This window comes from Cellvibrio sp. PSBB023, from assembly GCF_002007605.1.
Taxonomy (GTDB): domain Bacteria; phylum Pseudomonadota; class Gammaproteobacteria; order Pseudomonadales; family Cellvibrionaceae; genus Cellvibrio.
Map to the genome: position 1 here is coordinate 2007922 of NZ_CP019799.1, position 14449 is coordinate 2022370.

Genomic DNA, 14449 nt, shown 5'->3' on the forward strand with positions numbered 1-14449 from the left:
TTGAATGCAGAATTTGAATAACCGATACGATGATTAAAAATTAAATTTTTCCAAACAGGGAAACCATTTCCAGGGCAGTAGAGGCAGCTTCAACACCTTTGTTGCCCGCTTTGGTACCGGAGCGCTCAATGGCTTGTTCAATGGAATCTACCGTCAATACACCGAAGGTTACTGGTACGCCGTATTGCAGGGACACTTGCGCCAACCCTTTGGTGCATTCACCAGCCACATAATCAAAATGCGGAGTGCCGCCGCGAATAACAGCGCCCAACGCGATGATTGCATCGAATTCGTTTTTGGCCGCAATTTTTTGTGCGGTGAGCGGAAACTCAAATGCACCTGGTGCGTAATAAATGGTGATGTTTTCATCTTTAATGCCGTGGCGACGCAGGGTATCCAGAGCACCGTCTTTCAGGCTTTCTACAACAAAACTGTTCCAACGGCTCACGATCAGGGCGTATTTACCGGCTGATGCGGAAAAATCACCTTCAACTACTTTGATATTGCTCATATGCTTTTCTCTGTTCGATTAATTTTTCAAGGTGCGATGGGTAGCGCATGGCGTTACCCATAGTGCGAAAACTATTTTGGATTTATTCGCCTTCCGGACAAATATATTCCACTACTTCCAAATCAAACCCGAGAGCGCGGAGTAGCGCATAGGGGCAGACATCACCCGCATTTTACGCACGCCTAAATCGCGCAGGATTTGCGAGCCGGTGCCCACTTGTTTGTAGAGGACTTCCGAGCTGCGGCGCATTTGTTTGCCGGAAATCAGCCAGTCGATACTGTCCTCCACTTCTTTCGTGGATTCGTCGTGGCAAATCAGCAACACAACGCCTTTACCTTCTTCACTGACCTTTTTCAGCGCATCCTGATAGGTCCAGCTTTTGCCACCGGCAACCGAGGTGCGCTTCAGGCTTAATACGTCGCGCGCTATATCCATCACATGAACACGAACCAGGGTTGGTTCTGCGTCTATCTGGCCCATGGTCATCACAAAATGTAAATCGCCACGGGCAGTATCGCGATAGGTGTGCAAATCAAACTCGCCGAAGAGGGTCTCCACTTTGCGGCTGTTGATGCACTCCACGGTTTTCTCTTTAGTGGCGCGGTAGTGAATCAGGTCGGCAATGGTACCGATTTTCAGGTGATGTTGCTCGGCAAATCGCTCCAGGTCAGCGCGGCGCGCCATGGAACCGTCGGGGTTCATCACCTCCACAATCACCGCCGCCGGCTCAAAACCGGCCAGACGAGCCAAGTCACAACCGGCCTCAGTATGCCCGGCACGGCTCATAACGCCACCGGGCTGAGCCATCAGCGGAAAAATATGGCCCGGCTGGACTATGTCGCTGGCTTTGGCATTAGCCTTGACAGCGGCGCGCACGGTTAACGCGCGGTCGGCAGCGGAAATACCGGTGCTGACGCCTTCTGCCGCCTCAATGGAGACGGTGAAGTTGGTGGTGTGCTGGGATTTGTTGTCGCTCACCATGAGAGGCAAATCCAATTGCTTGCAGCGCTCGGCCGTAAGCGTCAGGCAAATCAAGCCACGGGCATGGGTGGCCATAAAGTTGATGTCTTCCGGGCGCACCTGTTCGGCGACCATGATCAAATCGCCTTCATTTTCACGATCTTCGTCATCCATCAGGATAACCATCTTGCCGTGACGCAAATCTTCTATCAGTTCTTCAATACTATTGAGTTGCATAGAGAATCCCGAGTTACCAATGTCTGTTGGGGAATGCCTGTCAGGTAATATCAATTACATAAAACCGTTTTTCGCCAAAAACTCCAGAGTGATGCCCTGCCCTTCACCCTCGGCGGCTTTTTCACCGAGCATTAAGCGCTCCAAATAACGCGCCAATACATCGACCTCCAGGTTGATTTTACTGCCCGCTTGATAGGACTCCATGATCGTCCATTTCAGGGTGTGCGGCACAATATTGAGCTCAAACTCGGCACCATCGACTTTGTTTACGGTAAGACTAGTGCCATCTACCGTAATTGACCCTTTATGGGCGATATATTTTGCCAATTCCTTGGGCGCGCGAATGCGGAAGCGCTCGGAGCGTGCATCCGGGTGACGACTGACTACTTCGCCCACACCATCCACATGGCCACTCACAATATGGCCGCCAAGGCGGGTTTGGGGAGTCAGCGCTTTTTCCAGATTGACGCGCTGGCCAATTTTCCAGCCAGGCAAAGTGGTGTTATCCAGGGTTTCGCGTGAGACATCCGCCCAGTAGCCGTCACCGGGTAAGTCGACAACCGTGAGGCAGACACCATTAGTGGCGATTGAGTCGCCCAGGTGCACGTCTGCCAAATTCAGGTTGTGGGTTTTGATACGCAGGCGCAAGTCGCCATTTTTAGGCTGCAGCGCCACAACTTCGCCAATTGCTTCAATGATACCGGTGAACATAGGTGGCCTCCGAATTGCTGCCGTAAAAAGTGCTACACGATGATGCTGTCAGGTTTGCCCTGATGATGGCTCACAGGGATCTTCAAATCGATCACCTTGGTTTTGGCGATATGATCGTGGATACAACGCTTATCGTCGCGGAAAATGGCCAATACGTCGGCCAAGCGCAACAAGATACCAATGACGGGAACCAGCCCCATGAGCCACTGGGATACGTAGCGTTGCAGGATCAACGGCAAGAATGGCGGCTTTTGGTTATCCATGGTGACTATGGCGATACCAATAATGCGCTTGCCAATAGTCTGCCCATACTGGTGCAGCAGGAAACCGTGCAGGACAAAAAACATCATCAGCTGGAATAACACCAGTTTCAGCGCCAGTTCCGGCGGAATAGTGCCTTGCTGTTCGGCGATTTCCATCAACCCCTGGTTTTGTGCAAAGGGGAAAATACACACCATCATGATCACCACATCAATCACCATGGCCTGCAGGCGCTTGCCCAATGAGGCGGTGTTATCCACTACAGGACCGGTGGGTGGCTGGGTAAACGGGGACGATTGTTGTTCATCACTCACAAGCAAAAACCTTTACTGGAAACAGGGTGGACGGGAAATATTAATACTCGGTATCGGGCACTGCGGTCAGACGCCAATCGCGGCCGACGGCACGAATGTCTTTGATTTTTAATGCCAGCGACGAGGACATGGTATCCAGCGGCAGCTCAAAAATCGGGCGCGCATTGCTGCCGAGCAGTTTGGGCGCCATGTAGATAATGATTTCATCCAGCAGGCCGCGACGCAAAAAACTGCCCGCCAGGGTTGCGCCAGCTTCTACCAGCACCTCATTGCACTGGCGCTGCACTAACTCGCGCAGCAGCGCGGTTAAATCGATACGGCCATCTTTGGCGGGGAGCGCCAGCAGCTCCACAAACGCTGGCCAGCCCTCGCACTGGGCGGCATCAACCGAGCCGTTATGCACCAACAAGATGGGGCTGGATTGTTTGAATAACAAGGCATTGCGCGGTAACCGCAGGGTGGAATCCAGAATGACACGCAGGGGTTGCCTGATAGCGATCTCCTCGGCATGGGGCAAGCCCAGTTCGTCGGCACGTACCGTCAGGGAGGAATTGTCCTGCAACAGCGAATCCACGCCGGAAATAATGGCACAGGAGCGGGCGCGTAAGCGCTGTACATCGGCGCGCGCTTTGGGGCCGGTAATCCACTTGCTTTCGCCGCTTTCCATGGCGGTGCGACCATCCAGGCTCATGGCTAACTTGCAGCGCACCAGCGGTTTCTTGCGCTCCATGCGTTTGATAAAACCGGGATTCAGGGCGCGGGCATCGTCTTCCAGTACCGGGCCATCCACCTCAACACCGGCGGCACGTAATAGCGCAATGCCATTGCCGGAGACCAGCGGATTAGGATCTTCCATGGCGTAGACAACCCGCGTCACACCAGCATCAACCAGCGCTTGTGAACAGGGGCCGGTGCGGCCGGTATGACTGCAAGGTTCAAGGCTGACATAGACTGTTGCGCCGCGAGCATTCTCGCCAGCGATACGCAGTGCGTTAACCTCGGCATGGCCTTCACCGGCGCGAACATGCCAACCCTCGGCGATGACCTGTCCGTCTTTCACCAGCACACAACCAACACGGGGGTTGGGCATGGTGGTGTACAAGCCGCGTTCTGCCAAGCGGAACGCTTGGGCCATGTAGTCAAAATCAGTAGGGGTAAGCGCCATTGGGAGTTAGTTGTGTCCGGTTGCCGTTTGTTTTCAGATGAGTGTGTTTGTTTTCAAGTTAGAGTTCATTTTCAGGTTGCTGCTCAAGGCGATCTATTTCCTGACGGAATTCATTTAAATCCTTAAAACGACGATAGACAGAGGCAAAGCGCACATAAGCGACTTCATCCAATTTCTGTAATTGCTCCATCACCTTTTCACCGACCAACAGGGCTTTGACTTCGCGTTCGCCGGTGGCCTGCAGAAAATGTTTGATGTGGTTAATGGCGGATTCAATCGCCTCAATGCTCACCGGGCGTTTTTCCAGCGCGCGCAACAAACCGGCGCGCAATTTATTTTCATCGAAGGGTTCGCGGGTGCCGTTTTGCTTGATGATGCGCGGCATCACCAATTCAGCGACTTCAAAGGTGGTAAAGCGTTCATGGCAGGATAAACACTCACGGCGGCGGCGAACTTGATCGCCCTCGGCCACCAGGCGGGAATCGATAACCTTGGTATCTTCCGCACTACAAAACGGACAATGCATAATCATTAGCCCCAGCGATTAAAAACTGGCGCGCAGTCTAGCACAAACGCGGCATAAGCCTTAACACACGCCAAACCACTCCGCTGTGCCCGCTGGAAATTGTCGTTATCAGTCAATATTCGGTTCAGCAGTTACTTATGCTCGTGTGGTATTTCCATATGATCCTCCACACCGGGTTGGGATAGTTCAAACTCGGATGGATTTTTGTAGATCCAGCCACTGCCACTTACCGAGACCAGGGTGTAGCTTCCTTTGGGCGTAGTGACTGTGGCAAACACTGAGTTGGCGCCATAGGTCATCACCACCGGATAATCCGTTCCGTACCCATCCAGATAGCCGCGCCAGGAATAATCGCCATTAGGATTTTCATTGCTGCTGATGACGGTGGCATTCACCAGAGCGCCTTCAGGTAATTCCAGCGCAACCTGCTCACCGGGCCCTGGAAACACCGGGGAATTCATATCGATAGTGACAGATTCATAGATCACCACACCTTCTGGTAAAGCGACAGCAGTTGAACCGGTATTGTTGCGCTGCCACGCCGGAACGGCACTTGATGCAGCTGCCGGTTTAACAGTTGGTTCAGTGATGTTTTCTGTGTTGGCGCTTGATACTGCTGCGCCAGAATGAACAGCAGCGGGAGGACGCTCACCGGATTGTGATTCAGCGGGCACTCTTGCCGGTGGCAATGCGCTGTAATCGCGCGGCGGCAATAAAAAATAGATGGCGCCAATAAGCACCAGAAGAATCAGTAAGAGCAAAAAATAACGGGGCTTGCCTTCAAATTGAGTTGTCATCCGCGTCGTCCGTGTGTCATTACCAAATTAAAAAATAGAAAGGCCGCGCATTAAACACCGCCTTAAAAAATAGCAGCCTTAAAAAAATAGCCTAGCAGCAACATAGAATTGCGCAGGGGCGGCAACATAAAAAAAGCGGCCCGAAGGCCGCCTTTCTCTAGCCAGGCACCCACCTATAAAGGTGGAGGCGCAACACACAAGGCATGCACGTTCAAGTTGGCCAGCAAGCCCAGGACCGCGGCTTTTTCAATCTCCACCTGATTGAAGTTACTGGTGGCATTCATGTAGACCAACTGTTTGGTGGCGTCACCCGTGAGATTGAGCAATTGCAAACTCAACAAGCCACTGGACGCAGACGCTTGCTGCGGTACGCCACTCAAATAGGTAGTGACTTTCAAGTTGCTGAGCAAGCTCAGATCCAGCACGCCTACGGGTAGCGATACCAGGAACCCAACGCGTTTGGAACCGCTATAGGTTACCGGCGCCTGAACGCGACCCCATACCGAAGCGGCTACAGCTACCGGTGTCGCGAAGGTTGCTGCATCGTTAATGGTGGATGCCATATACGCCGGATTCGTCACGCCGCAGCCTATACAGAGCACGCCACGCAACCCTTGGGTTACGGTTGCACTACCCAACACTGGCTCGAACAGCTTGCCGGGTGCACAGGCGACATTTTCCAGCGTATCGCAGGCGTCACCAATGCCATCGCCATCAATATCGGACTGTGTCGGATTGGCAACCAATGGGCAATTGTCTAACGCGTTCAAGATGCCATCGTTATCGATGTCGGTATCGCACGCGTCACCGTAGGCGTCACCATCGGTATTCAGTTGGTCAGCGTTCGCCACCAGTGGACAGTTGTCCAGATTGTTGGGAACACCATCGCCATCCGAATCCAAATCACAGGCATCGCCTATGCCATCACCGTCCGTATCCAACTGGCTGGGGTTGGCCACCAAGGGGCAGTTATCAATCAGGTTGAGTATGCCGTCGTTGTCCATATCCAGGTCGCACGCATCACCAATACCATCATGATCCGTGTCGGTTTGCGCCGGGTTGGCAATTAACGGGCAATTGTCTACATGATTGGCAATACCATCCCCATCATTGTCGGTTAGCGGGTCGCACGCATCGCCTATACCATCGCCATCCGTATCCAATTGGTTCGCGTTGGCATTGAGCGGACAATTGTCAGCGGCGTTGGTCACACCATCGCCATCAATGTCGGTATCACAGGCGTCGCCTATACCATCCTGATCTGTGTCTAACTGGCTGGGATTGGGGATCGCCACGCAATTGTCGAGCAGGTCGTTGACGCCATCACCGTCTATGTCGACCACACTATCGCAGGCATCGCCCACACCATTGCCATTGCTGTCCAACTGGTTGGGGTTGGCAATTAATGGACAGTTATCGGACACGTCCAATACGCCATCACCATCCTTATCGTGGTCGCACACGTTGCCTATACCATCCAGGTCAGTATCCAGTTGGTTGCTATTGGCATTGACCGGGCAGTTATCCACGGCATTTAACACACCATCACCGTCGACATCCGGGTCACAGGCATCGCCAACACCGTCGCCATCCAGATCCAATTGGTTGCTGTTGGCGATCAATGGGCAGTTGTCCACCACATTGCTCACACCGTCGCCATCTATGTCAGGATCACACGCATTACCAACACCATCACCATCGGTATCAGCCTGGTCAGGGTTGGCAACCAGCGGACAGTTATCACTGGAGTCATCGATAAGGTCGCCATCGCTATCCGTGTTGGCATCGCAGGCATCGCCTATGCCATCACCATCCGTATCTTGCTGCAATGGATTGGCAATGTTCGGGCAGTTATCCAGGACGTTCGGCACACCATCACCATCGCGGTCCGTGTCACAGACATCGCCAATACCATCCCCATCGCTATCTGCTTGTGTGCTGTTGGGCATTGCAGGGCAATTATCGATGTTGTTGGGCACGTTATCGCCGTCCTGATCGTCGTCACAGAGGTTGCCAATGCCATCGCCGTCCATGTCGGCCTGATCCGGATTGAATACCTGCGGGCAGTTATCCACGGCATTGAGGATGCTATCGCCGTCGCGGTCGTTATCGCAGGCATCACCTATACCATCGCCGTCAGTGTCCTGTTGTGAGGCGTTGGCGACCAAGGGGCAATTGTCGATGTTATTCGGGATACCATCGTTATCGTCATCCGTATCACAGGCGTTGCCTATGCCATCGCCGTCACTGTCCTCTTGCAATGGATTAGGCACAGCCGGGCAATTGTCCGTACCATCATCAATACCATCGCCATCCGTATCAGTATTGTCATCGCAGGCATCGCCCAAACCATCCAAATCTGTATCGAGCTGGCTCGGGTTAGCAACAGAAGGACAATTGTCGATGAGATTCAATACACCATCCCCATCGCGATCCGGGTCACAGGCATCACCGACACCATCGCCATCCTGATCAGCCTGGTTACTATTGGGCACCAGCGGGCAGTTATCTACACCGTTGAGCACAAGGTCACCGTCGATATCGTTATCGCAGGCGTCGCCTATGTCATCACCATCCTGATCCGCCTGGTTTGGATTCCCTACCAGGGGGCAGTTGTCGAGCACATTGAATACACCGTCGCCGTCGATATCGTTATCGCAACTATCGCCCACGCCATCCCCGTCTGAATCAAGCTGGCTGGGGTTGGCGATGGTGGGACAGTTATCCACCAGATCCAGGAAACCATCGCCATCCATATCCGGATCACAGACATCACCTATACCGTCACCATCGGCATCGGCTTGATTGGCGTTCCAGATAAGCGGGCAATTGTCCAGGTTGTTGGCAATGCCATCGCCGTCGTTGTCGGTTAATACATCGCACACATCGCCAATACCGTCGCCGTCGCTATCCAACTGGTCAGCATTGGGGTTGAGTGGGCAATTGTCGGCGCCATTGGCAACGCCATCGCCATCCAGGTCGTTGTCGCAGGCATCACCTATGCCGTCACCATCCGTATCCAACTGCGAGGGATTGGCGATGAGCGGGCAGTTGTCGAGCAGGTCATTCACACCGTCGCCGTCTATATCGACTACGCTGTCGCAGGCATCACCCACCCCGTTGCCATTGGTATCCAACTGGTTGGGGTTGGCAATCAGCGGGCAATTGTCGGAGATATCCAACACACCATCACCGTCGGCATCGCTGTCACACACATTACCAATGCCATCGCCATCGGTATCCAGCTGGTTGCTGTTGGCATTCACAGGACAGTTGTCGAGGGCGTTGTCCACGCCGTCGCCATCTATGTCGTTATCGCAGGCGTCACCTATACCATCACCATCCAGGTCGACCTGATTGCTGTTGGCGACTGATGGGCAGTTGTCTGCAACATTGTTAACACCATCGCCATCCAGGTCGTTATCGCAGGCATCGCCTATGCCGTCACCATCCGTATCCAACTGACTGGGATTGGCAATTAGCGGGCAGTTATCGGTGGCATCATCAATCAAGTCGCCATCAGTATCGGTGTTGGCATCGCAGGCATCACCAATACCATCGCCATCCGTATCCTCCTGAAGCGGGTTAGCGGTGATGGGACAGTTGTCTATGGCATTGTCCACACCATCACCGTCGCGGTCGGCGTCGCACACATCACCGATACCGTCACCATCCTGATCCGCCTGGTTGGTATTGGCAATGGCGGGACAGTTGTCGAGATTGTTGGTGACGTTATCGCCATCCAGGTCATCGTCACAGACATTGCCAATACCGTCGCCATCCAGGTCGGCCTGATCAGCGTTGGCGATTAACGGGCAGTTATCCACAGCATTGAGTATGTTGTCGCCATCCAGATCGGTATCGCAGGCATCACCAATACCATCACCGTCGGTATCCAACTGGCTGCTGTTGGCAACTAATGGGCAGTTGTCGAGGGTATTTGGAACACCATCGTTGTCATCGTCGTTGTCGCAAGCATTGCCGATACCATCGCCATCGCTATCTTCTTGCAGGGGGTTGGCAATGTTGGGGCAATTATCCACGCCATCATCAATACCATCGCCGTCAGTGTCGAGGTTGCTGTCGCAAGCATCACCAATACCGTCGCCATCGGTATCCAACTGGTTGGGATTGGCTAGTGTTGGGCAGTTATCGACGTTATTGAGCACGCCATCGCCGTCACTATCGCTGTCACAGGCATCACCAATACCGTCACCATCCTGATCGGACTGGCTGCTATTGGAGACCAACGGGCAGTTATCCAGCGCATTGAGCACATTGTCGCCATCGACATCGTCATCACAGGCATCGCCAATGCCATCGCCATCCTGATCCGACTGGGATACGTTGCCCACCAGCGGACAGTTGTCGAGTGCATTGAATACGCCATCGCCATCCATGTCGTTATCGCAGCTATCACCTACACCATCGCCATCGGTATCCAACTGGTTGGGGTTGGCTATTGCCGGGCAATTGTCGAAGCCATCATCAATACCGTCGCCATCGGTGTCGGTATTGGTGTCACAGGCATCGCCTATGCCGTCTGCATCGCTGTCGATTTGTGTAGGGTTAGCGACTGTCGGGCAGTTATCGACCGCATCCAAAATGCCATCATTATCCCGGTCGTCATCACAGACATCGCCTATACCATCACCGTCCTGATCGGCCTGATTACTGTTGGATACCAGAGGACAGTTATCGAGTGCATTGAGCACACTGTCGCCATCGATATCATCATCACAAGCATCACCAATGCCGTCGCCATCCTGATCTGACTGGGATGGGTTTGCGATTAGCGGACAGTTATCCAACGCATTCAATCTGCCGTCACCGTCGCTATCGCCATCACAGACATCGCCAATACCATCGCCATCCGCATCTTCCTGCAGTGGATTCGCCACGGCGGGGCAGTTGTCGACACCATCATCCACGCCATCCGCGTCGGTGTCAGTATTGTTATCGCAGGCATCACCTATTCCATCGCCATCGCCATCGGCCTGATTGGCGTTCGCGACGGCAGGGCAATTATCAAGGTCATTGAGCACGCCATCGCCATCCCGGTCGGCATCGCACACATCACCAATACCATCACCATCAGAATCCAATTGATTGGCGTTAGCGGTGACAGGGCAATTATCGACATCATTCAATACACCATCGCCATCCAGATCGTCATCACACACATCGCCAATGCCATCGCCATCCAGGTCTGCCTGATTGCCATTGGCTGCATTCGGGCAATTATCCAGGGCGTTGAGCACACCATCGTTATCATTGTCATTATCACAGGCATCGCCTATGCCATCGCCATCAACATCTTCCTGCAGTGGGTTCACATTGAACGGGCAATTATCAACACCGTCATCAATGCCATCGCCATCAATATCTGTGTTGCTATCGCAGGCATCGCCTATACCATCTGCATCGGTATCGGCCTGATCGGTATTGGCAATTAACGGGCAATTGTCATTGGCATTCAGCACAGTGTCGCCATCGCGATCCGCATCGCAAACATCACCAATGCCGTCATTGTCCAAATCGGCTTGATCAATGTTGGGAACAGCAGGACAGTTGTCGAGCGCATTCACAACAGTGTCGCCATCAATATCGCTATCGCACGCGTCACCGACACCATCATTATCGGTATCCAACTGATCGGCGTTAGCAACATTGGGACAATTATCCTGCCCATTGGGCACACCGTCATTATCACTATCGCTAAAAGGTTGTTCGCCCGGTTCTGTAATCACCGAAGAAGACGCGCTACTTAACGACGAACTGCTTAACGACGAACTATTTGAGGATGAGAATGAGCTAGGCACCTCACCGGGATTAGTAGGAGGCAAAGAAGAACTCGTTGATGACGAAACAGATGAAGCAGAAATAGATGAAGGAATTGAAGAGGCAACAGTCGTTGAAGATGCCACCTGACTCGAATTATTTTTAGGGAAGCCATTGCCATCACCACCGCACGCCGTCAACCCGAGCATCGACACCAACAACGAAAACAATAGTATATTTTTCATAACAGCCACCATGCGTATTGAATAGTTTAAAAACCACTACCGAGTTTTAGCGCCAGAAATGACAAACTCGACTCGTCGGTTTTTTGCCCTACCCTCTTCCGTTTGATTGTCTGCTACAGGCTGTTCCTCACCCATGCCATGCACAGTGATGCGATTAGCCTCAATGCCTTTTGACTGTAAATAATGTGCCACCACCTTCGCGCGCGTCTCGGACAAGCGTTGGTTGTACGCCGTCGCACCTCGCGCATCGGTATGCCCTGTGATGCTCACAACCAGTGATGGATGCTGAATAAGTTGCGCAACAACCGGATCAATAGCCGCAGTGTTGCGGATAACGGATTTATCAAAATCAAATAAAGGACCACCGACCTGCTCATCAACAATAATGCGCTGATCTGCAACAGGCTCAGGCGCTGCTTGAACAGGTTGCACTTGTGGTGCCGGTTCAGGTGCAGCAACGACAGCCTCAGGTGTTTTGCGCAGGCGAGATGCAAAATTCCACACCAATGACAGGCCAACAAAATTGGCATTAGCACGCCCCATTTCGCTATCGCCCACTTGATCTATGTATTGATATTCCAAACGAGTAGTCCAGCGATCTGACAGCGGTAATTCAATACCGCCACCAATTAACGGGCGCACACCTGAGCCATCAAGTTTGGTGGCACCCCCGGTTACTTCACCATCCCAATAGGCTGCACCGAGTTTTCCGTAAATACGGGTTTTCTGATAAAGCGGGTAAGATACCTTTAACGCCAAATCAATCTCGCGCAATTCTCCTTCCATAGTCGCACCGGGATATTTCGCCACAGAATCGCCGATATCATTCACGGACAATTCCAGAGCAAGGCGGCGATTAAAATCATATCCGGCAAAAACACCGTAGGCTGCTTCGTCTTTATCGCACACAAGCGCGGTATCGAGGCAGGAATTATCATTGTGTGAATAGCCAATACGCGCCCCCAAATAACCGCTCGAATAAGGCTCAGTGCTATCAGAAAAAGCAGCATTCGATAAACCCAGCAATGCCACCCACGCAAAACACACTCTGGCCGAATATACATTTTTCATAAGTATTCCCTCAGAACAGGCAAAGCAATGCCATGACGAAAATTCGCCAAAAAAATAAAAACCCAAAAAAAACTGGTTCAGAAAAACCCAACAAACGCTATTGAAAAATCACCGGACAACATTTTTATTAGCAGGCAAGGTTTTTCCGGGCATCAAAAAATCAGGAAGAAGAAAAACAGGAAATCGAGGAAAAGCACGAAAAGGAAGTACAAAAGAAGTATTTTTTTAGAATAAGAGGAAACGATCTATTCACGTCAGTCACTCCTTACAATCCAGATTGCAATAACACCGCAGAGAAAAAATAAAAAACTCTGCAATCTTCCAAGACACAGAAATCATTGCTTTCAATTAGGAGACTAGCAATGGAGAAACACAAAGCAACCATGCAGATAGATCATATTTCTATAAAAAAATAAAACCTTAAATTACATAACTAAAGAAATTAGCCAAAAAGGAAAATTAAACGACAAATTAAATAATTTTAAAATTAAAAAAATAATTTAACTTTTTAATTTATCGAATGAGATTTAACAGCGAGGCGCGAAAAACATAAAACAGGATGTCGCCAAAATAAGAAAAACCATCGACATTAAAAATAAAAAAATAAATTACATCACCTTACAGAAAAACAACGAAGCTCTGTTGGCACATAAAATAATCACAAAGCAGCTTATAACAGCGCCCATAAAATATGGGCGCGTCATTTATTAATTTATGCAGAAACCGGAACCCTGGCGCGGCGCGCAAATACCAATACACTCAACAACAGCGTTAAAAAGAGAGGGAATGCACCGCCTCCACCACCTGAGCTGCCGCCACCTGAACCTCCGCTTACCGCGCCACCTGTCGCTACTGAAGAGGTAGCACTGGGCAGGTTATCGCCGGTGGCATTTGCTGCACGGCTGGAAGACTGCATTGAACTGGTTGCCACACTCGAAGCAGAGCTTGCACTTGCAGCCGCTGCAAAAAATTTCGCAATTTGCGGGCCGGTAATATTCAATACATACACCGCATCTGCGCCGCTTGCAGTATTAGTACGATCGACACCGCAAGGTGAACCCTTACAGTTCAGCGTCGGGCTGGAAAATTTGTAAACCTTGCCGTCCCAATAATCCACATTAAATGCGCTTTGATAAGCCATGATGGTTGTGAATTTATTGTCTTCACCGTGCCCCAATGCGTAATCAAACGTGGCGCCTTTACCATCCTGTTTGCGCGAATGACGCAACCCCATGTTGTGCCCCAACTCATGCGCAGTCATAAAATCGCCACAACCATCAAAGGCAATATGGGCAAACATGAAGTCTTTGAGTGAGGGATCAGAAAAGTCCCCTTGGGTATCCGTGCCGCCAGTCCAGGCCAAACCGCAATTGCCATGGATCGCCTTATAAGGGCGATACAGAATCACCATATCGGCATTGGCCTGCGCACGCGCAGCAGCTACCGGGTTAAAAGCCGGGTCGCGATTGAAAGTAATATCCTGCAAGGCCGTTTCTGCAGAGTTTTCATCGGTGTAATCCACCATTAAGGTGCTGGCGACACGCACCTCAAGATCGACACCACTGTCCAGGTAAATTTGGTTGGTAACCTGAAAGAGTTGATTGATGCGTGTAGTAGGGTCACCGCCATAGTTGTCGGCCGTGCCCTTGGTGTAGACCACCAGTACATCAATCACATTGTTGGCAGCGAAAGCAGGAACAGCAATCAAAACAAAAAAGCTCGCCATCATATGCGTAACGCTTTTCAGGATAGTGCGCATAAAAATATTCTCGTAACGTTAAGTAAATGAGCCCTCCTTGATGTGTTGGTGAATGCCTGGGCTGTGTCTCACTCGTCTCTGAGGCACAGCGGTGCTTTTTTTGGCGCGCAG

General features: G+C 51.6%; 9 protein-coding genes and 1 pseudogene. All 10 read right to left on the reverse strand.

The annotated features are described in order from the left end of the window. Nucleotides 1-40 precede the first annotated feature (40 nt). Complete coding sequence (gene ribE, locus B0D95_RS08915) at nucleotides 41-511, reverse strand: 6,7-dimethyl-8-ribityllumazine synthase (RefSeq protein WP_078043578.1); 471 nt, start codon at nucleotides 509-511, stop codon at nucleotides 41-43. A gap of 82 nt (nucleotides 512-593) precedes the next feature. Further along, nucleotides 594-1708, reverse strand: a pseudogene (gene ribBA, locus B0D95_RS08920) (bifunctional 3,4-dihydroxy-2-butanone-4-phosphate synthase/GTP cyclohydrolase II). A gap of 54 nt (nucleotides 1709-1762) precedes the next feature. Beyond that, nucleotides 1763-2419 (reverse strand): riboflavin synthase, encoded by a 657-nt coding sequence (locus tag B0D95_RS08925; RefSeq protein ID WP_078043579.1) that lies wholly within the window; start codon nucleotides 2417-2419, stop codon nucleotides 1763-1765. Nucleotides 2420-2451: 32 nt separating this feature from the next. After that, nucleotides 2452-2994: an RDD family protein gene (locus B0D95_RS08930; protein WP_078043580.1), complete on the reverse strand. Its 543-nt coding sequence runs from the start codon at nucleotides 2992-2994 to the stop codon at nucleotides 2452-2454. A gap of 40 nt (nucleotides 2995-3034) precedes the next feature. After that, entirely contained in the window at nucleotides 3035-4159 is a 1125-nt protein-coding gene (gene ribD / locus B0D95_RS08935; RefSeq protein ID WP_078043581.1) for a bifunctional diaminohydroxyphosphoribosylaminopyrimidine deaminase/5-amino-6-(5-phosphoribosylamino)uracil reductase RibD, read from the reverse strand. A 58-nt stretch (nucleotides 4160-4217) separates the two neighbouring features. After that, complete coding sequence (nrdR, locus tag B0D95_RS08940; RefSeq protein WP_078045681.1) at nucleotides 4218-4685, reverse strand: transcriptional regulator NrdR; 468 nt, start codon at nucleotides 4683-4685, stop codon at nucleotides 4218-4220. Nucleotides 4686-4816: 131 nt separating this feature from the next. Then, complete coding sequence (locus tag B0D95_RS08945; RefSeq protein WP_078043582.1) at nucleotides 4817-5482, reverse strand: hypothetical protein; 666 nt, start codon at nucleotides 5480-5482, stop codon at nucleotides 4817-4819. A 173-nt stretch (nucleotides 5483-5655) separates the two neighbouring features. Next, entirely contained in the window at nucleotides 5656-11508 is a 5853-nt protein-coding gene (locus B0D95_RS08950) for a thrombospondin type 3 repeat-containing protein (RefSeq protein WP_246841761.1), read from the reverse strand. Nucleotides 11509-11544: 36 nt separating this feature from the next. After that, the gene (locus B0D95_RS08955; protein ID WP_078043583.1) at nucleotides 11545-12579 is read right to left on the reverse strand and encodes an OmpA family protein; all 1035 of its coding nucleotides are present in this window, start codon (nucleotides 12577-12579) and stop codon (nucleotides 11545-11547) included. A 712-nt stretch (nucleotides 12580-13291) separates the two neighbouring features. After that, on the reverse strand, nucleotides 13292-14338 hold the full coding sequence (locus B0D95_RS08960) for a M12 family metallo-peptidase (RefSeq protein WP_078043584.1): 1047 nt from the start codon (nucleotides 14336-14338) through the stop codon (nucleotides 13292-13294). Between the last annotated feature and the right edge of the window lie 111 nt (nucleotides 14339-14449).